The organism is Streptomyces sp. NPDC045968, from assembly GCF_056430475.1.
This window is the reverse complement of record NZ_JBWKLF010000001.1, coordinates 786,798-808,933: the sequence shown is the minus strand read 5'-3', so window position 1 is coordinate 808,933 and position 22,136 is coordinate 786,798. Positions and strand designations below refer to the sequence as shown.

Annotated in this window: 21 protein-coding genes; 14 read left to right on the top strand and 7 right to left on the bottom strand. The window is 71.4% G+C overall.

Features of this window, described 5'->3' with window-relative positions; genetic code table 11:
- Positions 1-6: 6 nt before the first annotated feature.
- Positions 7-231, bottom strand: a complete 225-nt coding sequence (locus tag AC07FA_RS03510; protein ID WP_479072995.1) for a hypothetical protein — start codon at positions 229-231, stop codon at positions 7-9.
- A gap of 138 nt (positions 232-369) precedes the next feature.
- On the opposite strand from AC07FA_RS03510, the gene AC07FA_RS03505 reads away from it, so the two are divergent.
- The 4 genes from AC07FA_RS03505 to AC07FA_RS03490 are packed head-to-tail and all read left to right on the top strand — an operon-like array spanning position 370 to position 3,332.
- On the top strand, positions 370-768 hold the full coding sequence (locus AC07FA_RS03505; protein ID WP_479072994.1) for a hypothetical protein: 399 nt from the start codon (positions 370-372) through the stop codon (positions 766-768).
- The gene (locus AC07FA_RS03500) at positions 738-2,330 is read left to right on the top strand and encodes a wHTH domain-containing protein (RefSeq protein WP_479072993.1); all 1,593 of its coding nucleotides are present in this window, start codon (positions 738-740) and stop codon (positions 2,328-2,330) included. The genes AC07FA_RS03505 and AC07FA_RS03500 overlap by 31 nt, the downstream gene beginning before the upstream one ends.
- The gene (locus tag AC07FA_RS03495) at positions 2,317-2,643 is read left to right on the top strand and encodes a hypothetical protein (RefSeq protein WP_479072992.1); all 327 of its coding nucleotides are present in this window, start codon (positions 2,317-2,319) and stop codon (positions 2,641-2,643) included. The genes AC07FA_RS03500 and AC07FA_RS03495 overlap by 14 nt, the downstream gene beginning before the upstream one ends.
- Entirely contained in the window at positions 2,595-3,332 is a 738-nt protein-coding gene (locus tag AC07FA_RS03490; RefSeq protein WP_479072991.1) for a hypothetical protein, read from the top strand. Before AC07FA_RS03495 ends, AC07FA_RS03490 begins: the two co-directional genes overlap by 49 nt.
- A 7-nt stretch (positions 3,333-3,339) precedes the next feature.
- Here AC07FA_RS03490 and glnA read toward each other — a convergent pair whose 3' ends face one another.
- Positions 3,340-4,701 carry a type I glutamate--ammonia ligase gene (gene glnA, locus AC07FA_RS03485; protein ID WP_382734398.1) on the bottom strand — a complete coding sequence of 454 codons (1,362 nt, stop codon included), beginning with the start codon at positions 4,699-4,701 and terminating at the stop codon, positions 3,340-3,342.
- Positions 4,702-4,943: 242 nt separating this feature from the next.
- On the opposite strand from glnA, the gene AC07FA_RS03480 reads away from it, so the two are divergent.
- The 6 genes from AC07FA_RS03480 (at position 4,944) to AC07FA_RS03455 (ending at position 10,917) form a co-directional block, all read left to right on the top strand.
- The gene (locus tag AC07FA_RS03480) at positions 4,944-5,624 is read left to right on the top strand and encodes a DUF3105 domain-containing protein (protein WP_479072990.1); all 681 of its coding nucleotides are present in this window, start codon (positions 4,944-4,946) and stop codon (positions 5,622-5,624) included.
- Positions 5,621-6,385 (top strand): DUF305 domain-containing protein, encoded by a 765-nt coding sequence (locus tag AC07FA_RS03475; protein ID WP_479072989.1) that lies wholly within the window; start codon positions 5,621-5,623, stop codon positions 6,383-6,385. The genes AC07FA_RS03480 and AC07FA_RS03475 overlap by 4 nt, the downstream gene beginning before the upstream one ends.
- A gap of 119 nt (positions 6,386-6,504) precedes the next feature.
- Positions 6,505-6,930, top strand: a complete 426-nt coding sequence (locus AC07FA_RS03470; protein ID WP_479072988.1) for a CBS domain-containing protein — start codon at positions 6,505-6,507, stop codon at positions 6,928-6,930.
- Positions 6,931-7,020: 90 nt separating this feature from the next.
- Complete coding sequence (locus AC07FA_RS03465) at positions 7,021-7,440, top strand: hypothetical protein (RefSeq protein WP_479072987.1); 420 nt, start codon at positions 7,021-7,023, stop codon at positions 7,438-7,440.
- 60 nt (positions 7,441-7,500) lie between these two features.
- Entirely contained in the window at positions 7,501-9,084 is a 1,584-nt protein-coding gene (locus AC07FA_RS03460; RefSeq protein WP_479072986.1) for a multicopper oxidase family protein, read from the top strand.
- Positions 9,085-9,162: 78 nt separating this feature from the next.
- Entirely contained in the window at positions 9,163-10,917 is a 1,755-nt protein-coding gene (locus AC07FA_RS03455; protein WP_479072985.1) for an NAD+ synthase, read from the top strand.
- Positions 10,918-10,981: 64 nt separating this feature from the next.
- On the opposite strand, the gene AC07FA_RS03450 is transcribed toward AC07FA_RS03455, so the two are convergent.
- Entirely contained in the window at positions 10,982-12,214 is a 1,233-nt protein-coding gene (locus AC07FA_RS03450) for an MFS transporter (protein WP_479072984.1), read from the bottom strand.
- A gap of 190 nt (positions 12,215-12,404) precedes the next feature.
- On the bottom strand, positions 12,405-13,427 hold the full coding sequence (locus AC07FA_RS03445) for an endonuclease/exonuclease/phosphatase family protein (protein ID WP_479072983.1): 1,023 nt from the start codon (positions 13,425-13,427) through the stop codon (positions 12,405-12,407).
- 387 nt (positions 13,428-13,814) lie between these two features.
- On the opposite strand from AC07FA_RS03445, the gene panB reads away from it, so the two are divergent.
- The 3 genes from panB (at position 13,815) to AC07FA_RS03430 (ending at position 16,678) form a co-directional block, all read left to right on the top strand.
- Positions 13,815-14,699: a 3-methyl-2-oxobutanoate hydroxymethyltransferase gene (gene panB, locus AC07FA_RS03440; protein ID WP_479072982.1), complete on the top strand. Its 885-nt coding sequence runs from the start codon at positions 13,815-13,817 to the stop codon at positions 14,697-14,699.
- Positions 14,700-14,810: 111 nt separating this feature from the next.
- A complete protein-coding gene (locus AC07FA_RS03435; protein WP_479072981.1) occupies positions 14,811-15,833 on the top strand; it encodes an ATP-binding cassette domain-containing protein in 1,023 nt (340 codons plus the stop codon).
- Positions 15,830-16,678, top strand: coding sequence for an ABC transporter permease (locus AC07FA_RS03430; RefSeq protein WP_479072980.1), 849 nt, complete (start codon positions 15,830-15,832; stop codon positions 16,676-16,678). The genes AC07FA_RS03435 and AC07FA_RS03430 overlap by 4 nt, the downstream gene beginning before the upstream one ends.
- 26 nt (positions 16,679-16,704) lie before the next feature.
- Here AC07FA_RS03430 and AC07FA_RS03425 read toward each other — a convergent pair whose 3' ends face one another.
- Positions 16,705-20,064, bottom strand: coding sequence for a BTAD domain-containing putative transcriptional regulator (locus AC07FA_RS03425; protein WP_479072979.1), 3,360 nt, complete (start codon positions 20,062-20,064; stop codon positions 16,705-16,707).
- A gap of 183 nt (positions 20,065-20,247) precedes the next feature.
- Here AC07FA_RS03425 and AC07FA_RS03420 point away from each other — a divergent pair, with 183 nt between their 5' ends.
- Positions 20,248-21,057 carry a site-2 protease family protein gene (locus AC07FA_RS03420; RefSeq protein ID WP_479072978.1) on the top strand — a complete coding sequence of 270 codons (810 nt, stop codon included), beginning with the start codon at positions 20,248-20,250 and terminating at the stop codon, positions 21,055-21,057.
- Here the strand turns inward: AC07FA_RS03420 and AC07FA_RS03415 are convergent.
- Together AC07FA_RS03415 and npdG are read right to left on the bottom strand one after the other, a co-directional pair.
- Complete coding sequence (locus AC07FA_RS03415; RefSeq protein WP_479072977.1) at positions 21,054-21,236, bottom strand: hypothetical protein; 183 nt, start codon at positions 21,234-21,236, stop codon at positions 21,054-21,056. The genes AC07FA_RS03420 and AC07FA_RS03415 overlap by 4 nt on opposite strands.
- A 99-nt stretch (positions 21,237-21,335) precedes the next feature.
- A complete protein-coding gene (gene npdG / locus AC07FA_RS03410) occupies positions 21,336-22,046 on the bottom strand; it encodes an NADPH-dependent F420 reductase (protein ID WP_479072976.1) in 711 nt (236 codons plus the stop codon).
- Positions 22,047-22,136: the final 90 nt, after the last annotated feature.

Sequence of the window (22,136 nt, the reverse complement as noted above, 5' to 3'; positions counted from 1 at the left end):
GGAGGGTCAGCGCCGGGGCGCCCGGTAGTCGCGGCCACCGTCGATGAAGCGGTTGTGGACCGCTATCGAGGTGTTGGCCGCCCGGGTCTCCCGGATCTCCGCGCTGTGGTGACGTTCGATCTCCAGGCCGTCGAAATTCTGTGTGCGGCGCCGCGTTCGAAGACTCACCTTGATGACCAGAAACACGATCAGTGCGAACAACGTGCCGAGAAGTGCGAGCACTTCGGTCATATGTATCCCCCGTCCGATAGGGCTCCATTGTCCGCGCCCGGTTCCGGCCCGTCCAGCGGGCCGCAACTGATCTGGCCCGCATCCTGCCCTGACATAATCTCCGCCTGGCTCTCTTGCGGGGGAAGGGGACTTGGGGGAATGCGCAACAGCAGAACCATGGGCACCGGTCAGCGGCGCGCGCTGCTCATCGCGGTGCCGGGCCAGCCCCGGCTGGAACGCGCGGCCCCGACGAAGGGCGAGTTCGTCCCGCTCGGATTCGCCCCGCGCGACACCGAACGGCTGCAGGCCGCCCTGACCGGCTCCGGGTACGCACACGACATGATCACCGTGCTCGACACCGAGGACGACACCACCAAGTCCAACATCGTCGACCGGCTCGGGCAGTTCCTCAGCTCCTGCGCGTCCGGCGACAGCTCTTCGGGAAGTTCACCAAGGCGCTGCCCGACCGGGGCTCAGGAGCGACCGATACCACCGAAAGACTACGGAACATCCTGCTCATCGAGTCGTTGGACGAGCGCCGGCCACTGGGCGAGCTGATGGAGCTGTGGAAGGAACTGAGCCTCATCGACCCCCGGGTTCCCCGCCCCCTCCCCCTGGGTGAACTGACGACGCACGTGGTGGAAGTCTCCGAGGTACGCGCACTGATCGGCAGCGCGAGCAGGAGGGGAGACGTGTACACCCGCCCCCTGCCCTCCCGAGTGACTCCCCAGGACATCGCCCGGCGCTCCTGGCAGTCGTCAATGGACCCGGCGGAGATCGAGGCGATAGTGCGCCGTTTCGCCCCGCTCGGGTTCCGGTCCACCGGCGGTCCGCTGCCCGCCCCTCTGAAGCAGTGGGACCTCGCGGGCCTCTCCACCGAGCTGAGGAGCGGTACCGCCTTCGTGGAACAGGTCACCCTCTTCCACCTGGCCCAGGTCTCGGCCATGCGCCAGGAGACGGTGGGCCGCGTCGCCGAGCAACTGTCGCCCGCGGCGTCCGAGCTGGGCCTGCCGATCGTCGAACCCGGGGAGCTGGCGTCCGTCGTAGCCCCCCGGTGGTTCGCCGCGCTGCCGCATCACCCGCGTACCGGTGCCTCGGCGTGGGAAGTGCTCACGGCGATCATCGAGACAGCGAGCCGCGAGGAACCGGAGACGGACACTTCCCCGGCGACGCTCCGGTTGTTCGCCGATCTGGGACTGCTGACCGCAGCGGGGCTGCGGGCGGCACGGCTCAGCCCCTCGGAGGTCCTCAGCGAGTTCCCGCGCGAACTGTCGACCAGACGACGGTCCATGTCCGGGCGCCACGGCAACAGCGCCGAGACGTTCCCCATCGCCCCGGACCGTCGGGCCGACCTCGTCTCGATACCCCATCTGATGAGCCTCGCGGCGCAGGCATCACGAAGTCTGGGCCGGACGGCGGACGAACTCCGCCTGGTCGTGGCCCCGTTCGGTCTGGAGGTCGCACAGGTGCCGGACGAGGCGGCCGATCTCAAGCCCGACCTGACCGTCTACGACGCCTTGATCCAGCGGCGCCAGGTGCGGTGGAAGCAGGCGTTCACCGGCACCGACCTCCGCATCTTCGCCCGCGACTGCCGGCTCCCCGTACACCGGGCCGCCGCAGCACTCCACGCCTACCGGCCGCTCGGCGCCCCCGGGCTGCCCGTCGCGGCGGACGCGATCCTCCCGGACGGGGACGAGGCACCCGAGCAGGAGGTGTGGGAGGCGTTGCCGCCCCAGGCGCTGCACCACTCCTGGACCCTGAGTCCGCTCTCCCTGGTGATCACGGCGGCCCGCCTCGACACCGACGTACGGACGGCGTACCGGCGGCTGCTGCGCTTCCGGGGCATCGGCGTGGACATCCCGTTCCCCGAACCCGCCACCACCCGGATGCCGGACTGGCGCGACGTCATCATCCTGACCACCCGGTTCACCGGCCGCGCACCCGCCCTGTGCGGCGACGTGTCCGAGGACCACCTCCTGCTGGCGCAGGAGGAGACGGAGCTGACGGCCGCGGAGGTACGTGACCGGCTCCAGGACTACGCGGAACTCTTCGGCCTCCGGCTGCCGCCGGAACCCGTGCCCACCACCGGAGAAGGAGCATCGGCCCATGCCGGATCATGACGCGAATGTGCGCTATCTGCGACGCAAGCACCCCACCAAGGTCACCGGCTTCGCCTGGGAGTTCACCGGCGAGAACCTGATCGTCCGCGGCGACTGCCCCCACTGCAAGGGCGAGACCAGCTACGAGCCTCCGGTCCAGATCCAGGTCGGCGTGACCAAAGGTCCCGGAGGCCCGGCGAAGGCCGACCGCATGGGCCCCGAGGAGACGTACATGGTGTGCCAGTGTCCGTACCCGCACCCCGGTGACGCCCAGGAGAAGGGCGGATGCGGCCGCTCCTGGACCGCGGTGCGCCCGCCGGCGGGTACCCCGTGAGCGGGGCCGACCGGTACACGACGGACCAGCTGGACCGTGCCGACGCGCGGCTCCACGAGATGGTGGACGTACAGCTGGACATCGCGCGCCGCCAGGCCGAGGGATGGCGCAACTTCCTCACCCTGGCCACGGGCCTGCTGACCGCGGTCCTGATCCTCAAGGGCCGTGACAACGTCACCGAGCTCACCTCGGGCTACCGCGTGGCGGTGACCGCCCTCCTGGTGTGCGCCTTCGTGGGCCTGCTGGCCGCCGCGTTCGCCGCGGTGTCCGCCGCGCACGGGAAGCCGGGGGACCATCTGGCGTACCCCGATGCCGTGCGCCTGCTCGACTGGGAGACGGAGGAACGCAAGCGCATCGTCCGCCACATCCGCTTCGTCTGCTGGGCGACCGCGATCGGCGTCATCGCGGTGGCGTCGGCCGTACTGCTCACCTGGACGGCGCCCGCCGCCGAGGAGAAGAAGCCGGACGTCCAGCTCGTGACCGTACGGACCCAGGCCGGCCCGGTCTGCGGGGAACTCGTCGCGGTGGACGCGAAGGGCGTCACGGTCCGGGTGGCACCCGCCACCGGAAACAGGAAGGCGAAGGACGAGAAGCCGGGCGGCGCGGAGAAGACCACGAAGCCCGGCGTCCTGCGCCATCTGCCCTGGGGCCCCGGGGCCACCGACGTGGCCCCGGCCCCCACCTGCTGAGCTGCGGTTACAGCACCGGCAGGAGGTTCTTCAGCTCGAAGGCCGTGACCTCGCTGCGGTACTCCTCCCACTCCTGCTTCTTGTTGCGGAGGAAGAAGTCGAAGACGTGCTCGCCGAGCGTCTCGGCGACCAGTTCGCTCTTCTCCATGAGGGCGATCGCCTCGCCGAGGTTCTGCGGGAGCGGTTCGATGCCCATGGCACGGCGCTCGGCGTCGGACAGGGCCCAGACGTCGTCGTCGGCGCCGGCCGGGAGTTCGTAGCCCTCCTCGATGCCCTTGAGGCCCGCGGCGAGCAGCACCGCGTACGTCAGGTAGGGGTTGGCGCCGGAGTCGATGGAGCGGACCTCGACGCGGGCCGAGCCGGTCTTGCCGGGCTTGTACATGGGGACGCGGATCAGGGCGGAGCGGTTGTTGTGGCCCCAGCAGATGTACGAGGGGGCCTCGCCGCCGGCGCCCGCGGCGCGCGAGGAGCCGCCCCAGATGCGCTTGTAGGAGTTGACCCACTGGTTGGTGACGGCGGAGATCTCGGCGGCGTGCTTCAGCAGGCCGGCGATGAAGGAGCGGCCCACCTTGGAGAGCTGGTACTCGGAGCCGGACTCGTAGAACGCGTTGCGGTCGCCCTCGAAGAGCGAGAGGTGGGTGTGCATGCCCGAGCCCGGGTAGTCCGAGAACGGCTTCGGCATGAAGGTCGCCTGCACGCCCTGCTCCAGCGCGACCTGCTTCATGACCAGGCGGAAGGTCATGATGTTGTCGGCGGTGGAGAGCGCGTCCGCGTAACGGAGGTCGATCTCCTGCTGGCCGGGGGCGCCCTCGTGGTGGCTGAACTCCACCGAGATGCCCATCGATTCGAGCATCGTGATCGCCTGGCGGCGGAAGTCCATGCCGACGTTCTGCGGGGTGTGGTCGAAGTAGCCGGAGTTGTCGGCGGGCGTGGGCCGGGTGCCGTCGAGCGGCTTGTTCTTCAGCAGGAAGAACTCGATCTCCGGGTGGGTGTAGAAGGTGAAGCCCAGGTCGGAGGTCTTGGCGAGGATGCGCTTGAGCACATAGCGCGGGTCGGCGAAGGACGGCGAACCGTCCGGCATGAGGATGTCGCAGAACATCCGGGCCGTGCCGGGTGCCTCCGCACGCCAGGGAAGGATCTGGAACGTGCCGGGGTCGGGCTTGGCGATCATGTCCGATTCGTACACCCGGGCGAATCCCTCGATGGCCGAGCCGTCGAAGCCGATGCCCTCGTCGAACGCCTGCTCCAGCTCCGCGGGGGCGACGGCGACGGACTTGAGGAACCCGAGGACATCGGTGAACCACAGCCGTACGAAGCGGATGTCGCGCTCCTCGAGTGTCCTGAGGACGAATTCCTGCTGCTTGTCCATAGCCACATCCTTGCAGTTCAGACGGTCTGTGCACCACCGCCCGGGGTAGGGGAGGAACTCCAGTATCACGACCCGGGATTTCACCCAGATTACGCACTCGGTGTGAGAGAGAGCACTCGGCCACCCACTACGATCGGCGCCCAAGGCGTGCAAGGGGGTCCGCGGCTTCGCGACGGTCCCCCGCATGCCCGTTTCTGGACCTGATTTCCTCCTCTCACCCCTTCGCAGAAGGACTGGCCGACATGAGCTTCGACCGCAGGACCCGCATCGATCAGATGCGCGACGCCGACCGCACGCGCGACCGCCGCAACCGGATCGTCGCCATAGCGCTGAGCACCCTGGTCGTCGCCGGTCTGGTGGGCTTCGGCTCGTACCTCGTGCTGGACAGGTCCGAGGCGCGGGAGAAGCCGTCGGGCGCGGTCGCGGAGGACGCCAAGCCGCCCGCGGAGGACAAGGCGGGACTGGCGGCCGAGCCCATCAAGGACGAGAAGTCCTGGGACGCGAAGAAGCTGACCCGCAACCACGTCGCGGGCGAGGTGGCGTACACGATGAAGCCGCCGGTCGGCGGTGACCACAACCAGGCGTGGCTGAACTGCGACGGCGTCGTATACGAGAAGGCCGTCCCCGACGTCAACGCGGTGCACTCCCTCGAACACGGTTCGGTCTGGGTGACGTACAACGGCAAGGCCGCCGACGCCGATGTGCGCAAGCTCGCGAGCCGCGTCGACAGCACCCCGTACTCGCTGATGAGTCCGTACGAGGGCCAGGCCGGGGCGATCATGCTGAGCGCCTGGGGCAAGCAGGTCACGGTGGACAGTGCCGACGACCGGCGGGTGGCCCAGTTCTTCGCGAAGTACGTCCAGGGCCCGCAGACACCCGAGCCCGGCGCCCCCTGCACGGGCGGGATCGGAGCCGCCGGGTGACGCGGGAACCCGGAACCGGCGCGGAGCCGGCGGACGAGAGCGCGCGGCGTACGCGGCGCACCCGGTGGGTGGCGGGCTCCGCCGTCGTTCTGGCCCTGCTGTTCGCGGGCGCGGCGACGGTCGCCTCCGCACGGGGCGACGGGGCGTCCGACGGGGCGTCCGAGGGGGCGGGCGTGGCCTCGCCACCCTCGGCGCTGTCGGCCGACGCCGGCTTCGCCCGCGACATGGCCGTCCACCATCAGCAGGCCGTGGAGATGTCCTTCATCGTGCGTGACCGTACGCGCGACGAGGACGTAAGGCGTCTCGCGTACGACATCGCCAACACCCAGGCCAATCAGCGGGGCATGCTGCTCGGCTGGCTGGATCTGTGGGAACTGCCGAAGACCGCCCCGGACGGGCAGCCGCCGATGCACTGGATGGCCGGTGGTCACGAAGGCCACGGCGGTCACGGCATGGGTGGCACGGCGGGGGCCGGGGGCCCGGGGTTCACCGCCCACGACGGGGCCCTCATGCCCGGTATGGCCACCAGGTCCGAGCTCGACCGGCTCCGCGCCGCCGACGGCAGGCAGGCCGAGGTCCTCTATCTCCAGCTGATGACCGACCACCACAAGGGCGGGGTCGACATGGCCCGCGGCTGCGCCGGCCTGTGCACGGTGAAGGTCGAGAAGCGGCTCGCCCAGGGCATGGCCGACGCCCAGCGGTCCGAGCTGGACCTGATGGCGGACATGCTGGCGGCCAGGGGAGCGAAGCCCCGCCCCTGAGGTGCGGGGCCGCCCACCCGAACGGGTCGCAGCGGTCGCGTGCCCCGGGCGCCCCCACGACGATGGGTGCGCTCGGGGCCGTACGCCAGTGCCCACCGGCACGCAGGAGGAAACCCTTCATGACGACCGCCAAAGACATCATGCACACCGGGGTCGAGTGGATCCCGGCCCACGAGACGCTCGACCGCGCGGCGCAGATGATGCGCCACCACAAGGTGGGCGCGCTGCCCATCTCGGCCAACGGTGAACAGGACCGCATGATCGGCATCCTCACCGACCGCGACATCGTGGTCGACTGTGTGGCGATGGGCCACGACCCGTCGAAGGTGACCGCGGGCGACCTCGCCCAGGGCACGCCGCGCTGGATCGACGCGGACGCGGGTGTCGAAGCGGTGCTGGAGGAGATGCAGCAGCACCAGATCCGCCGCCTCCCCGTGATCGAGAACAAGAAGCTGATCGGCATGATCAGCGAAGCCGATCTGGCGCTGCACCTCTCGGACGAACAGATCGCCGGCTGGGCGGAGAAGGTCTACTCGCGCGGCTGACGCGCCCCCGTGACAGCCGTGACCCGGCACCCCTGGCGAAGGGAATGTCGGGCCACGGCTCATATACCCGGTAGGGGTAAGCTGGCGGGCGTGGAGCGGCAGAGAAGCACGAGGTTCGGGCAGTGGCTGCTGTTCGTCGCGCTGCTGTTCGGGATCGCCACCATGCACACGGTCGGCCATCCCGCCGAGCACCCACCGCCCGGGGCCTCGGCGACGGCGCCGCACGGAGACCACGCGGCCCCGGACCCCACCCCCGTGCTCTCCTCCGCGCTCCCCCACACCGCTCCGGCCGCCGGTGCGGCGCCGATGAGCGGGATGGACCCGATGGCCGTCTGCCTCGCCGTGCTGAGCACCTGGGCCGTGGCCCTGCTCGCCGTCGGACTGCTCGGGCCGCGCCGCGGGGGTCCGCGCTCCGGCGGGGTGGCCGCGGTGCGGACGCCCCGGCTCCCCCGGCCGAATCCGCCGCCCCGCAAGACCGTTCTCGCCACGTTGTCGGTACTGCGCGTCTAGGAGCGGGCGTACACCTCCGCCCTCCTTCAGCACACCGACTTCCTTGAGGTGCACTCAGTCATGTCCGCACAGCACACCCGCCGCGCCGTGCTCGGCGCCGGAATCGCCCTGGCCGGTACGGGAGTTCTCGCCGCCTGTTTGGGGGACACGTCAGCCGGTACGGCCTCCGGCGCGAAGACCGGCGACCGTTTCGTCTCGCCCGACGGCAAGGAGGTCGCGGCGGCCGAGGCCGAGCGGGGCTCCGGTCCCGTACGGAAGGTCTCGCTCACCGCGACCCCGGCCCGCCTGGATCTGGGCGGCGGGCGCACGGTCTCCTCCTGGGCCTACGGGGACCGGCTGCCCGGCGCCGAGGTCCGGGTCACCGCCGGCGACACCCTGGCCCTCACCCTCGCCAACCATCTGCCCCGGCCGACCTCGCTGCACTGGCACGGCCTCGCCCTGCGCAACGACATGGACGGGGTCCCGGGGCTGACGCAGCGGGACATCGCGCCGGGGGCGGACTTCACGTACCGGTTCACGGTTCCGCACCCCGGGACCTACTGGTTCCATCCGCACTCGGGCGTCCAGCAGGACCGCGGACTGTACGCGCCGCTGATCGTCGAGGACCCGAAGGAGCCCCTCTCCTACGACAGCGAGTGGGTCGTCGTCCTCGACGACTGGGTCGACGGGGTGGACGGCTCGACACCCGACGCGGTCCTCGCCGAACTCGGCGAGGGCATGGGCGGTGGCGACGGGGGTGGTGACGCCGGCGGCATGGATCACGGCGGGCACGACATGTCGCAGATGTCGGCGCGGAGCGGGGGCGAGGGGCCCTCGCGCATGATGATGGGCGCCACCAGCGAACTGCTCGGCGGCGACGCGGGCGACGTCGCCTATCCGTACTACCTGGTCAACGGCCGTACCCCGCAGTCCCCTTCGTCCTTCACCGCCCGGCCCGGCGACCGCGTCCGGCTGCGTGTCGTCAACGCGGGCGGCGACACCGCTTTCCGGGTCGCGCTCGGCGGTCACCGGATGACCGTCACCCACACCGACGGTTTCCCGGTCCGGCACACGACGACCGACGCTCTGCTGGTGGGCATGGGCGAGCGGTACGACGTGCTGGTCACCGCCGGGGACGGGGTGTTCCCGCTGACCGCGCTCGCCGAGGGCAAGAAGGCGTCCGCGCTGGCCCTGCTGCGTACGGGAAGTGGTGCGGCGCCGGCCGCCTCCGTACAGCCGAAGGAGCTGGACGGGAAGCTGGTGACGGCCGACCGGCTGGTCCCGGACGCGTCCGTCGCGCTGGCCCCGCGCACACCGGACCGCACGGTGCGGATCAGGCTCACCGGTTCCATGGCGGCGTACGACTGGGCCTTCGACAACAAGCCGTACAGCGCGGATCAGCGCCATCCGGTGGAGGCCGGGGAGCGGGTCAGGCTGGAGTTCCACAACACCACGTCGATGTGGCATCCGCTGCATCTGCACGGCCACACCTTCGCGCTGGCGGGCGGGGCCGCCGGGGCCCGCAAGGACACCGCGGTGATCCTGCCGAAGCGCCCGCTGACGGTGGACTTCGACGCCGACAATCCGGGCCTGTGGATGCTGCACTGCCACAACGTCTACCACGCGGAGGCGGGCATGATGGCGGTCATCGGCTACCGGCGCTGACCGCCCGTCCTGGTGGGCCGGCCCCCGTTCCGCCGGTCCATCAGGACATCGCGTCAGAAAGACGATTAGACTGGGGGCGTGCCTCAACTACGCCTCGCACTAAATCAGATCGACTCGACGGTCGGCGATCTCGCCGGCAACGCCGAGTCGATCGTCCACTGGACCCGGCACGCCGCCGAGCAGGGCGCCCATCTTGTGGCGTTCCCCGAGATGGCGTTGACCGGCTACCCCGTCGAGGATCTGGCCCTGCGGTCGTCCTTCGTCGAGGCGTCGCGCGACGCGCTGAACGGGCTGGCGGCCCGTCTCCAGGCGGAGGGTTTCGGCGAGCTGCCGGTCGTCGTCGGTTATCTGGACCGGTCCGCGAAGGACCGCGCCCGGTACGGCCAGCCCGCCGGGTCCCCGCAGAACGCCGCCGCGGTGCTGCACCGGGGGCGGGTCGCGCTGAGCTTCGCCAAGCACCACCTGCCCAACTACGGCGTCTTCGACGAGTTCCGCTACTTCGTGCCGGGCGATTCGATGCCCGTCGTGCGGGTGCACGGCATCGATGTGGCGCTCGCGATCTGCGAGGACCTCTGGCAGGACGGCGGCCGGGTGCCGGCCGCGCGGTCCGCCGGGGCCGGGCTGCTCCTGTCGGTCAACGCCTCGCCGTACGAGCGGGACAAGGACGACACCCGGCTCGAACTGGTCCGCAGGCGCGCGCAGGAGGCCGGTTGCACCACGGCGTACCTCGCGATGATCGGCGGTCAGGACGAGCTGGTCTTCGACGGTGACTCGATCGTCGTCGACAAGCGGGGCGAGGTGATCGCCCGCGCCCCGCAGTTCGCCGAGGGCAGCATGATCCTCGACCTGGAATTGCCGGCCGCAGCGGCCGCGGCGCCGTCCGGGATCGTGGACGACGGGCTGCGCATCGATCATGTGGTGCTCTCCGGGGAGCCGCTCCCGGCGTACGAACCGGAGCTGATGGGCGGCTACGCGGAGCGGCTCGACGCCGACGAGGAGCTGTACTCGGCGCTGGTCGTGGGCCTGCGGGCGTACACCGCGAAGAACGGTTTCAGCAGTGTGCTGGTCGGGCTCTCGGGCGGCATCGACTCCGCGCTCGTCGCGGCCATCGCGTGCGATGCGCTGGGGGCGCAGAACGTGTACGGCATCTCGATGCCGTCGAAGTACTCCTCGGAGCACTCCAAGGGCGACGCGGCCGAGCTGGCCCGGCGTACCGGGCTGAACTTCCGCACCGTGCCGATCGAGCCGATGTTCGACGCGTACATGGGGTCGCTGGAGCTGACCGGGCTCGCCGAGGAGAACCTGCAGTCACGCCTGCGCGGCACGATGCTGATGGCCGTCTCCAACCAGGAGGGCCATATCGTCCTCGCACCGGGCAACAAGTCCGAGCTGGCGGTGGGGTACTCGACGCTGTACGGGGACTCCGTCGGTGCGTACGGTCCGATCAAGGACGTCTACAAGACGTCGGTCTTCCGGCTCGCGAAGTGGCGCAACCGGGCGGCCGAGGAGCGGGGGCAGACGCCGCCGATCCCCGAGGCGTCGATCACCAAGCCGCCGAGCGCCGAGCTGCGGCCGGGACAGGTCGACACGGACTCGCTGCCGGACTACGACGTACTGGACCGGCTCCTGGAGCTGTACGTGGACCGGGACCAGGGCCGGGAGGCGATCGTGGCGGCCGGGTTCGATGACGCGCTCGTGGTGAAGACGTTGCGGATGGTGGATACCGCGGAGTACAAGCGGCGGCAGTACCCGCCGGGTACGAAGATCTCGCCAAAGGGGTTCGGGAAGGACCGGCGGTTGCCGATCACGAACCGGTGGCGCGAGTCGGGGTGACGGGGTGGTCGCCGGGGGCCGCCCCGGCGGCCGGTTCGTCCTCGGTCGCCGGGCGAGCTGGCGGTCAGTGGGTCTCTGCCCGGGCCCCGGACTCCGCTTCGCGGGTGGCGCGGTCGCCGGCCGCCACGACCCGGGACGCGGACGCGGCCGCGCCCGGCGTACGGTCCAGCACGCCCGCCGTCACCGCGATCGCCAGGCCCACCACCGCCAGCACCGCTCCCACGAGTGCCGGTGAGGTCCAGCCCCAGCCCGCCGCGATCGCCACTCCGCCCAGCCACGCGCCGCCCGCGTTGGCGAGGTTGAAGGCCGAGTGGTTGGAGGCGGACGCGAGCGTGGGCGCGTCCTTGGCCTTGTTCATGACCAGCATCTGCAGCGGTGTGGTCGTCATGAACCCGACCCCGCCCAGCAGCACCACCATCACCAGCGCCGCCCACTGCACGTGGACGGTGAACGGGAAGACGACCAGGACGACGGCGAGGGCAGCCAGCGACCCGTACAGCGTGGGACGCAGGGCGCGGTCGGTGAGCGGTCCCGCCGCGAGTGCGCCCAGGGTCATCCCGATGCCGAACAGCGCCAGCACCAGCGTCACCGAGGACTCGCCGAAGCCCATCGCCTCGGTCGTCATGGCCGAGAGGTAGGAGTAGACGGCGAAGACCCCGGCGAAGCCGAAGACGGCGGTGAGCAGTCCGAGGAGCACCTGACGGTTGCCGAGCGCCCGCAGCTCGCGGCGGACGTTCTGCTGGGCGTCGAGCGGAATCTGCGGGACGAGCCGGGCGAGCGCGGCCATCGCGCACAGTCCGATCACCGCGACGACCAGGAAGGTCGCCCGCCACCCCAGATGCTGGCCGAGCAGCGTCGCCGCCGGTACGCCGATGATGTTGGCCACGGTGAGGCCGAGGAACATCGTCGCGACGGCCCGCGCCCGGCGCCCCTCCGCCACCAGCGTCGCGGCGACGACCGCGCCGACGCCGAAGAAGGCTCCGTGCGGCAGCCCGGCGAGCAGCCTGCCCACGAGCAGCCAGCCGAAGCCGGGGGCGAACGCCGAGGCCAGGTTGCCGACGGTGAACAGGGCCATCAGCAGCAGGAGCATCCGCTTGCGCGGGATCCGGGAGCCGAGGCCGGTGAGCAGCGGGGCGCCGAGGACCACGCCGATCGCGTACGCCGAGACGAGGTAGCCGGCGGTGGGCACGGACGTTCCCAGGTCGTCGGCGACATTGGGCAGCAGGCCCATCATCACGAACTCTGTCGTTCCGATGCCGAAGGCGCTCACAGCCAGCGCGAGCAGGGCCAGGGGCATGGTGAAGAACCTTTCGGAGCAGGGCGAGGCGGAGCGGGGCGGGGGCAGCCGGACGCAGCCCGGCCCGTGGGGCCCGGCGGTGGAGGCGTGCGGGAGGCGTGCGCCGGCTTCATTGCCGGTACGGGTTAAGTATGTTCCCGGAACAAAGTGTCGCAGACGTTTTATGCCCGGAGGTGAACGGGCCGTTGCGTCAGAGTTCGACGCGGGCGGCGATCGGGAGATGGTCGCTGTCCGTCGCCGGGAGCGTCCACGACGACAGGGGCTCGACGCCCTTCACCATGATCTGGTCGATGCGCGCCATCGGGAACGAGGCGGGCCAGCTGAAGCCGAAGCCGTCGCCGGCGGCGCCCTGCGTGGAGCGCAGCTGGGAGGTGACCGCGTTCAGCGAGCGGTCGTTCATCGTGCCGTTGAGATCGCCGAGCAGGACGACGCGGGCGAGCGGTTCGTCCGCGATGGCCTCGCCGAGTGCGTCGGCGCTGTTGTCGCGCTGGTTGGCCGTGAAGCCGGCGTTCACCTTCACCCGGACGGACGGCAGATGGGCCACGTACACCGCGACCCGGCCCTCCGGCGCGGCCACCGTGGTTCGCATCGCCCGGGTCCAGCCCATCTTGATGTCCACGGGACGGGTGTCACTGACCGGGAACTTGCTCCACACCCCCACGGTGCCCTGCACCGAGTGGTACGGATAGTGGGCGGCGAGCGACTTCTCGTACGTCGGCACCTGGTCGCCCGGCAGTTCCTGGAGGGCCACCACGTCCGCGCCCGAGCCCGCCACCTGCTGGGCCGTGCCCGCGGGGTCGGGGTTGTCGGCGTTGACGTTGTGGGTGGCGACGGTCAGGTCGCCGCCCCCGCCGGACTTGTCGGTGAGGAGGCCGCCGAAGACGTTGAGCCAGACCACGACCGGCAGCAGCAGGGCCACCAGCGCGGTGGCGGAGCGCCGCACGAGCCCCAGGACCAGCAGCAGCGGGATGAACACCGCGAGCCACGGCAGGAACGTCTCGGTGAGGCTGCCCAGGTTGCCGATGGTGTTCGGCATCTGCGCGTGGAAGATCATCAGAAGCGTGATGAGGACCGAGCAGGCGGCGAGCAGGATTCCGCGCCGCCAGATCCCGCGGTCCGACGTCCATCTCTCGCGCAGGCCCTGGAAGCGGCTTCCGGTGTGGGGCGGCTCCACGCTGCCGTTGCCGGTGTCCGCTCCGTACGCCTGCACCATCGCGCTGTCCTCACTGCCTTGCCCTACACATCGCCGCGCCCCACGACCCTAGGCGATGAACGGCGCTTTCCTGCCGTCGACGACGGCCGTACCCCTCACAGGACGACCGGAGCGGCGCCGCGGGTTCCGTTCAGGGCACGGCCGAGGGGCCTTGTGACAGAACGGGCACACTCGCGCGGACCTTCGGCGCGTCAGCTGTGACCTGCGGTTACGCGGGCCGGGCCGCGGAGTACGGCGTGGACGACGCGGCCGGCGGGGATCCCGGCAGACCTCGCCGTGGAAGGTCCCGCGCGGGGCCACTTCACGGGGACCGGCACGGGATGCCACCATGGAGGGGATCCGGGGACGCCGTCAGGGCGCCTCGAGATGACGAAGGAGCCGTTGGCAATGTCGCTTCAGGCTGCGCACAACCAGTCCGCCACTCCCGCCGCGGGGCCCGCCGACAGCAGCAAGGCGCTGTACGGAGGCACGTCCACCCGCCGCATCACCGTCCACGACATCGCCGCCGCCACCGAGCGCGGCGAGAAGTGGCCCATGCTCACCGCGTACGACGCGATGACCGCGTCCGTCTTCGACGAGGCCGGCATCCCGGTCATGCTCGTCGGCGACTCCATGGGCAACTGTCACCTCGGTTACGAGACCACCGTGCCCGTCACGATGGACGAGATCGCCATCCTCTCCGCCGCCGTCGTCCGGGGCACCAAGCGCGCCCTCGTCGTCGGCGACCTGCCTTTCGGCTCGTACCAGGAAGGGCCCGTCCAGGCCCTGCGCAACGCCACCAGGCTGGTCAAGGAGGCCGGCGTCGGCGCGGTCAAGCTGGAAGGCGGCGAACGCTCCCACGAGCAGATCCGTCTCCTGGTGGAGTCCGGCATCCCGGTCATGGGCCACATCGGCCTGACCCCGCAGTCCGTCAACGCGATGGGCTACCGCGTACAGGGCCGCGGCGAGGAGTCCGCCCAGCAGCTGCTGCGCGACGCCAAGGCCGTGCAGGACGCCGGGGCGTTCGCCGTCGTCCTGGAACTCGTACCGGCCGAGCTGGCCGCCGAGGTCACCCGCACCCTGCACATCCCGACCGTCGGCATCGGCGCCGGGCCGGACACGGACGCCCAGGTGCTCGTCTACACGGACATGGTCGGTCTGACCGGCGGCAAGGTGCCGCGCTTCACCAAGCAGTACGCGAACCTGCGCAAGGTGCTCGGCGACGCCGCGAAGGAGTTCGCGGACGAGGTCGTCGGCGGGACGTTCCCGCAGCCGGAGCACACGTTCCACTGATCCGCACGGACCACATCCCGCACCACCGACAGCCCGCCGGCTTCCCCCTCCGGCGGGCTGTCGGCCCGCTGTCGGAAAAATATCGGCGCGCTGTCAGTGGCGGGTGGTCCCATGGGGCCCATGACGCGAATCGACAAGAACCCCAGGCGCGGCGGGAACGCCGTAGAAGTGCGGGGCCTGGTCAAGCACTACGGGGAGACGAAAGCACTCGACGGAGTCGACCTGGACGTACGCGAGGGCACCGTCCTCGGTGTGCTCGGCCCCAACGGCGCGGGCAAGACCACCCTCGTGCGCTGCCTCTCCACCCTGGTCCTGCCGGACGCCGGACACGCCGTCGTCGCCGGCTTCGACGTGGTGAAGCAGCCGCGGCAGCTGCGCCGCACCATCGGCCTGACCGGTCAGTACGCCTCGGTCGACGAGAAGCTCTCCGGCTGGGAGAACCTCTACATGATCGGGCGGCTGCTCGACCTGCCCCGCAGGACCGCCCGCGCCCGCGCCGACGAGCTGCTGGAGCGGTTCTCGCTCACCGAAGCCGCCAAGCGCCCCGCGATGGACTACTCCGGCGGTATGCGGCGCAGGCTGGACCTGGCCGCCTCCATGATCGGCAGCCCGTCCGTCCTCTATCTCGACGAGCCGACCACGGGGCTCGACCCCCGCACCCGTAACGAGGTCTGGGACGAGGTGCAGCGGATGGTCGCGGAGGGGGCGACCGTCCTGCTCACCACCCAGTACATGGAAGAGGCGGAGCAGCTCGCCAACGAGCTGACCGTCATCGACAAGGGAAAGATCATCGCCAACGGCGGTGTCGACGAGCTCAAGGCGAAGGTCGGCGGACGCACTCTGCAGATCCGGCCGTCGGACCCGGCGGAGCTCGCCGCGATGGCGCAGGCGGTCCGGGAGGCCGGTCTCGACGGGATCGCGGGCGCGCAGGCCGTCCCCGACGAGGGCCTGCTGTACGTACCGATCCTGAGCGACGCGCAGCTGACCGCCGTCATCGGGCTGCTCGGCACCCGCGGCTTCTCGCTCGCCCATGTCGCCACCGCACTGCCCAGCCTGGACGAGGTGTTCCTCGCCATCACCGGCGAGAAGAGCTCGCAGACGACCGACACGATTCCCGAGGAGGTCGCGGCATGACCACAGCGACTCTGACGCCCACCCCCACCGGTTCCGCGCCGGTGAAGGCCGCGACCGACGAGGGGCGGATCGGGCTGCGTGGCAATCTGCGGCACATCAGCGCCCTGGCGCGGCGCAATCTGCTCCAGATCAAGAAGGATCCGGAGTCGATGTTCGATGTGCTCCTGATGCCGATCGTCTTCACACTGCTCTTCGTGTACGTCTTCGGCGGGTCCGTCGGCGGGAGCATGGGCGGCGGCCGGCAGGAGTACCTCAACTACCTGGTCCCCGGCCTGATGGCGATGATGGGGATGAACATCGCCTCGGCGGTCGGCACCGGAGTCAACGACGACTTCCGCAAGGGCGTCATGGACCGGTTCCGTACGATGCCGATCGCCCGCTCCTCGGTCCTCATCGCGAAGATCGTGGTCGAGCTGGGCCGGATGATGGTCGCCACCGTCATCCTGCTGTGCATGGGCTTCGCGCTCGGCATGGAGCTCGGGACCTCGGTGCCCGGCCTCCTCGCGGCCGTCGCACTGTCGGCGGTGTTCTCCGCCGCCATCATGTGGATCTTCATCCTGCTCGGGCTGGCCATGAAGACGGCCCAGGCGGTCCAGGGGACGGGGTTCCTGGTGCTGATGCCCCTGCAGTTCGGCTCCTCCATCTTCGCCCCGACGCAGACGATGCCCGGCTGGCTCCAGACGTTCACCGACTACAACCCGCTGTCCAACCTGGCGGACGCCGTGCGCGGGCTGATGATGGGCGGGCCCGTCGCCCACTCGGTGTGGGTGACGCTCGCCTGGGCCGTCGGTATCACCGTGGTGACGGCGCCGATCGCGGTCAGCAAGTTCCGCAAGAAGACCTGATCCGGACGGACTTGTGCGGACCCGGCCTAGCGGTACGCGTCGGCCAGGGCGGTGGCCTCATCCAGGGTGAGGTCACCGCCCTCAGCGTACGCCGCCGCGAAGGCCGCCTCACCGATCGCCGCGCGGGCGGTCTCCTCCGCCCGGACCAGGCTCTGCCGTTCTGTCGTCGTCAGCCGGTGCCCCTTCGGCGGCAGGATCGCCTGCAGCCCCAGCACCCGCGCCGCGTCGGCGGCGGCCTCCGCGCCACCCATTCCACCGATCGCCCAGGCGACCGAGATCAGGTGGGCGGAGGTCATCTGCGGCGCCACCATCAGGGACAGCCGGTCCCGGGACCGCTCCACCGCGCGCAGGGCCCGGTCCAGAGCCGTGGCGTGGTCGCCTTCGAGGTTGTCCAGCCAGGCGAGCGCCCCGAGCACGAACCCGTCGAACATCGCGACCGTCTCCGAACCGAACTCCTCGCGCAGCACGGCGAACTGCTCCCGCGCCTCGGCGATGCGGCCGGTGCGCCCCAGCCACAGCCCCAGGTGCATGCGCGCAGCCGGTAGCGCCTCGTGCCCCTGCTGCGGCCCGCCCTCCAGGATGTCCCGCAGGATGCGCTCCCCCTCCTCGCCGAAGCCGTTCTCGGTGAGCACGCCCGCGTACCGCGACCGCAACAGCGCGACTTGGGCGCGGGCGCCGAGCTGTTCGGCGTAGTCGATCGCGGCCCGGTAGTCCTCGGCGGCACGGGCGAACTCGCCGCCCCGCTCATTGGCCTCGCCCCGTGAGGCGAGCGCTTCCGCGGCTCCCCAGACATCTCCGAGCCGGACGAAGATCTCCAGGCTCTCGTCGGCGTCCGCGCGCGCCTCGCCCGCCCGGTCGGGGTGGTTGGCCAGGATGTTGGCCCGCATCTGAAGGGCGGACGCCAGCTCCCACTCGTAGCCGAACTCCCGGCAGGCGCGCACCGTTTCGTCCATCAGCTCGTGCAGCTGACCGACCTCGCCGGTGAGCAGGATCGCGAACATCCAGAGGGAGCCCGGCGACCGGCACGTCTGGGGCTGCCCCACCCGGTACGTGTCCACGATCACCCGCAGACGGGCCTGGCTCTCCTCGGTCATCCACACGTCCAGGTGGTGGTCCATGCTGACCAGCTGGACCAGCCGCACCCCGCGCCGCGCCTCCTGAAGCTGCTCGGGCACCCAGGGCGGCGGCCGGTCGGTGCACCGCTCCATGAGCGAGGGCGCCCGGCTGCCGGGCGGGGCGAACGGGTCCGGGCCCAGGCTCGCGGCGGCCTCGGCCCAGTGGCGGGCGTCGGCGCGCAGATCGCGCATCATCCAGTACCAGGACAGGGAGAGGACGAAGCAGAGCGCTTCCTGCTCGTCCCGGGCCGCCACGGCGTGGCGCAGCGCGGTGCGCAGATTCTCGTACTCGCGCTGGAACCGGTCGATCGCCGTCCGCTGACCGGCGCTGCGGAGGTCCGGACCGGTGGTCCGGGCCAGCTCGCGGAAGTACACGAGGTGCCGCCGCTCGACGACCGCCCGCTCCCCCGCCTCGTCCAGCCGTTCCGAGGCGTACTCACCAACGGTCTCCAACAACCGGTAGCGCATTTCGCCGTCGTCGCCCGGAGCCGCGACGACGAGGGACTTGTCGACAAGGAGACCCAGCAGAGAGGCGACGTCACGGACGTCGACCGCGTCGGCGGCGGCGCCGTCCGGCAGATCCTCGGCGGCGACGGAACAGACCTCTTCGGCGGCGTCAAGCGCGCAACCGCCCGCGAACACGGAGAGCCGGCGCAGCACCGCGCGTTCGTCCGTGTCCAGCAGGTCCCAGGACCAGTCGACGACGGCGCGCAGGGTCTGCTGACGCGGCAGCACGGTGCGGCTGCCGTTGGTGAGCAGCCGGAAGCGGTCGTCGAGGCGGTCGGCGATCTGGCGCGGACCGAGCATCCGCAGCCGGGCCGCGGCGAGTTCGATGGCGAGCGGCAGCCCGTCGAGCCGCTGACAGATCTCCGCGGCGGCGGCGGCCGTCGCGGGGTCCGCGTCGATCCGGAATCCGGGGCTCGCCGCGGCGCCCCGGTCCGCGAGCAGCCGCAGCGCCATCGGGTCGGGCAGCGGGCCGACGGGACGGACGAACTCCCCCGGGACACCGAGGGGTTCCCGGCTGGTCGCGAGGACCGTGAGCTCCGGACAGTGGGCGAGCAGGTGGTCCGCGAGCGAGGCGGCCGCGTCGATCACGTGCTCGCAGTTGTCCAGGAGCAGCAGCATCCGGCGCCGCGAGCAGTGCTCGGTGAGCCGTACGAGGGGGTCGCCCGCGTTCCGTTCGGCGGCCCGGAGCTCTTCGGCGCCCGCACCTCGCAGTACGGTCTCCCGGGCTCCGATCGCGCCGAGCACGGCCTCGGCCACGCTGTCGGGATCGTCGACGGGGGCGAGTTCCGCCAGCCAGACGCCGTCCGGCCAGGTCCCGGCGAGCGTCTCGGCGACCTCCTGGGACAGCCGTGTCTTGCCCGCGCCGCCGGGGCCGAGGAGGGTGACCAGGCGCGCCTGCGCGAGGTCCTGGCGCAGGGCGGCGATATCGCCTGTCCGCCCGACGAAGCTGGTGAGCCTGGCCCGCAGGTTTCCCCGGGGCGGCGCGACGGGGGCGGGCGTGGCCGGGGCGGGGGCAGTCGGGCCGGGCGGGGCGGGCGCAGGCCGGTCCACCTGGAGCAACTCCATGTGCAGGTCGCGGAGTTCGGGGCCGGGCGCGGCCCCCAGACGGTCCGCGAGCACGAGCCGGACCTCCTCGTACGCCGCCAGCGCCTGCGCCGTACGCCCGGCGTCGCGCAGCGCCCGGATGCGCAGCGCCTGGAAGGGTTCGTCGATCGGGTGGGCCGCGGCGAGCGCGGTGAGTTCCGGCAGGGCCTCTTCGGGGCGGCCGAGGGCCAGGACCGCGGCGAGCCGGGTGCGGCGGGCGTCCAGTCGCCGCGCCTCCAGGCCGGCCGCGGCGACGGCGCGGTCGGGGAGATCGGCGAGTACGGGCTCGCGCCACAGGCCGAGGGCGTCGTCGAGAGCGGCGAGGGCGTTCTCCGCCTCCCCCTCCGCCAGGGCGCGCGCCCCCTCCCCCACCAGCCGCTCGAACCGGTGCAGGTCCACGTCGTCCGCCTCGGCGGCGAGCCGGTAGCCGCCCTCGACGGATTCGACCGCCGCCCGGCCGAGTACCCGCCGCAGCCGTCCCACGAGTGCCTGGAGAGCGCCCACCGCGTCCGCGGGCGGATCACCGTCCCACACCTCGTCGACGAGTGCGGCGGCCCCGACCGTACGGCCCGGGCGCAGGGCGAGAACGGTCAGCAGGGCACGCAGCCGCGCCCCGCCGAGGGCGACGGCCGTGCCGTCGGGGCGGAGAGCCCGGGTGGTTCCGAGAATGCTGTAGCGCACCCGCCCATTGTCCGTGACCACGGCCGCTCGACCACACCGCACCCGTCACCACGCGTCCGCGCGTCCTTCCGGGGGCGCCGGGCACCGCCGACGGCCGGTCAGGAACCAACCTCCCGGCACGAGACGTTCTCGCCGTACTGTCGGGGCTCGCCGCCTTCCGTCCAGCCACCAGGAGTTCCACCGATGACCACCGCAGCCATTCGCAGCGACCGGAGGATCAGCCCGGTCTTCCTCGCGATCGTCGCCGTCATGGCGGTCTCGGGCTGGGCGGTGTGGACGGACTTCGCCGGACAGACCGGATTCGCCATCTTCCTGTTCGTCACGGCGGCCTGGATCGTCTCGCTCTGCCTGCACGAGTACGCCCACGCCCGTACCGCGCTGCACAGCGGGGACATCTCCGTCGGGGCGAAGGGCTATCTGACTCTCAACCCCCTGAAGTACACGCACGCCCTCCTGAGCATCGTGCTGCCCGTGCTCTTCGTGATCATGGGCGGGATCGGGCTGCCGGGCGGTGCGGTCTACATCGAGCGGGGCCGGATCACCGGCCGCTGGCGGCACAGCCTGATCTCCGCGGCCGGGCCGCTGACCAACGTGCTGTTCGCCGTCGTCTGCACGGCGCCGTTCTGGCTGGACGCCCTGGACGGGGTGCCGACCACCTTCCGGGACGCGCTGGCGTTCCTGGCCCTGCTCCAGGTCACGGCCGCGATCCTGAACTTCGTGCCGGTCCCGGGGCTGGACGGCTACGGGGTGATCGAGCCCTGGCTCTCGTACGGAATTCGCCGGCAGGTCGAGCCGTTCGCTCCGTTCGGCCTGATCGCGGTCTTCGGCATCCTGTGGATTCCCGAGGTGAACATCGCGTTCTTCGACGCGGTCGACGCGCTGCTGCGCGGGCTCGGCGTCAGCGAGATCGAGTCGTACTGCGGCCAGGACGCCTACCGCTTCTGGCAGGAGTTCTGGGGTGAGCAGAACCCGGTCTGCCCGGTGGGCCGCTAGAGGGCGTCCGGGGCCGCTGTCGCGCGGTGCCGGCGCAGGTAGAACCACGCCATGTTGGAGGAGAGCCCGGCCATCAGCACCCAGACGATCCCGAGCCAGCTGCCCTGGACGAAGGAGACCACGGCTGCGCCGACGGCGAGCACGCAGACGACGAGGGCGTAGAGGGCGAGGCGGGGCATGGGGGGCTCCTGTCCGGGGATGGTGCGCGATCCCGTCCAGTGTCCCTCATGCCCCATTCCGCTCGGTGTCCGGTCCGGGGCCGGCCGGCCCCGGGGCCGTCATACGTCGGTGGTGCGCAGTCCCGCGTGGGCCTTGTAGCGGCGGTTGACCGAGATCAGGTTGGCCACCAGCGACTCGACCTGGTGGGCGTTGCGCAGCCGGCCCGCGAAGACGCCGCGCATGCCGGGGATGCGGCCCGCGAGGGCCTGCACGAGGTCGGTGTCGGCGCGGGCCTCGCCCAGGACCATCACATCGGTGTCGATCTCGTCGATCGTCTCGTCCTGGAGCAGCACCGCCGAGAGGTGGTGGAAGGCCGCGGTGACCCGGGAGTCCGGCAGCAGGGCGGCGGCCTGCTCGGCGGCGCTGCCCTCCTCGGGCTTGAGGGCGTAGGCGCCCTTCTTGTCGAAGCCGAGCGGGTTGACGCAGTCGACGACGAGCTTCCCGGTCAGCTCCTCGCGCAGGGACTCCAGGGTCTTGGCGTGGCCGTCCCACGGCACGGCGACGATCACGATGTCGCTGCGCCGCGCGCAGTCCGCGTTGTCGGCGCCCTCGACGCCGAGGCCGAGCTCGGCGGCGGCCGTGCCGGCCCGTCCTGCGTCCCGGGAGCCGATGATCACCTTCTGGCCGGCGCGGGCGAGGCGGTAGGCGAGGCCGCGGCCCTGCGGGCCGGTCCCGCCGAGCACGCCTACGGTCAGTCCGGAGACGTCGGGAAGGTCCCAGGGGTCCTTGGCGGGGGGCTTGGGCGCGCTGCCGCTGTCGTGGGTAGTCATGGCCCCGACACTACTGCCAGGTAGGGCGTGGGACGCGGCGGCGCCGACCGGAGCCGCGGGGTGTCACGGCCGCTCTCGTTCGGGTGGATT

Excerpts from the sequence above, each read along its gene's own strand:
- AC07FA_RS03495 (WP_479072992.1), top strand. The coding sequence starts at position 2,317 with ATGCCGGATCATGACGCGAATGTGCGCTATCTGCGACGCAAGCACCCC.
- glnA (WP_382734398.1), bottom strand. The coding sequence starts at position 4,701 with ATGGACAAGCAGCAGGAATTCGTCCTCAGGACACTCGAGGAGCGCGAC.
- AC07FA_RS03510 (WP_479072995.1), bottom strand. The coding sequence starts at position 231 with ATGACCGAAGTGCTCGCACTTCTCGGCACGTTGTTCGCACTGATCGTG.
- AC07FA_RS03460 (WP_479072986.1), top strand. The coding sequence starts at position 7,501 with ATGTCCGCACAGCACACCCGCCGCGCCGTGCTCGGCGCCGGAATCGCC.
- AC07FA_RS03430 (WP_479072980.1), top strand. The coding sequence starts at position 15,830 with ATGACCACAGCGACTCTGACGCCCACCCCCACCGGTTCCGCGCCGGTG.
- AC07FA_RS03435 (WP_479072981.1), top strand. The coding sequence starts at position 14,811 with ATGGGGCCCATGACGCGAATCGACAAGAACCCCAGGCGCGGCGGGAAC.
- npdG (WP_479072976.1), bottom strand. The coding sequence starts at position 22,046 with ATGACTACCCACGACAGCGGCAGCGCGCCCAAGCCCCCCGCCAAGGAC.
- AC07FA_RS03505 (WP_479072994.1), top strand. The coding sequence starts at position 370 with ATGCGCAACAGCAGAACCATGGGCACCGGTCAGCGGCGCGCGCTGCTC.
- panB (WP_479072982.1), top strand. The coding sequence starts at position 13,815 with ATGTCGCTTCAGGCTGCGCACAACCAGTCCGCCACTCCCGCCGCGGGG.
- AC07FA_RS03480 (WP_479072990.1), top strand. The coding sequence starts at position 4,944 with ATGAGCTTCGACCGCAGGACCCGCATCGATCAGATGCGCGACGCCGAC.
- AC07FA_RS03445 (WP_479072983.1), bottom strand. The coding sequence starts at position 13,427 with ATGGTGCAGGCGTACGGAGCGGACACCGGCAACGGCAGCGTGGAGCCG.
- AC07FA_RS03450 (WP_479072984.1), bottom strand. The coding sequence starts at position 12,214 with ATGCCCCTGGCCCTGCTCGCGCTGGCTGTGAGCGCCTTCGGCATCGGA.
- AC07FA_RS03420 (WP_479072978.1), top strand. The coding sequence starts at position 20,248 with ATGACCACCGCAGCCATTCGCAGCGACCGGAGGATCAGCCCGGTCTTC.
- AC07FA_RS03470 (WP_479072988.1), top strand. The coding sequence starts at position 6,505 with ATGACGACCGCCAAAGACATCATGCACACCGGGGTCGAGTGGATCCCG.
- AC07FA_RS03415 (WP_479072977.1), bottom strand. The coding sequence starts at position 21,236 with ATGCCCCGCCTCGCCCTCTACGCCCTCGTCGTCTGCGTGCTCGCCGTC.
- AC07FA_RS03490 (WP_479072991.1), top strand. The coding sequence starts at position 2,595 with ATGCGGCCGCTCCTGGACCGCGGTGCGCCCGCCGGCGGGTACCCCGTG.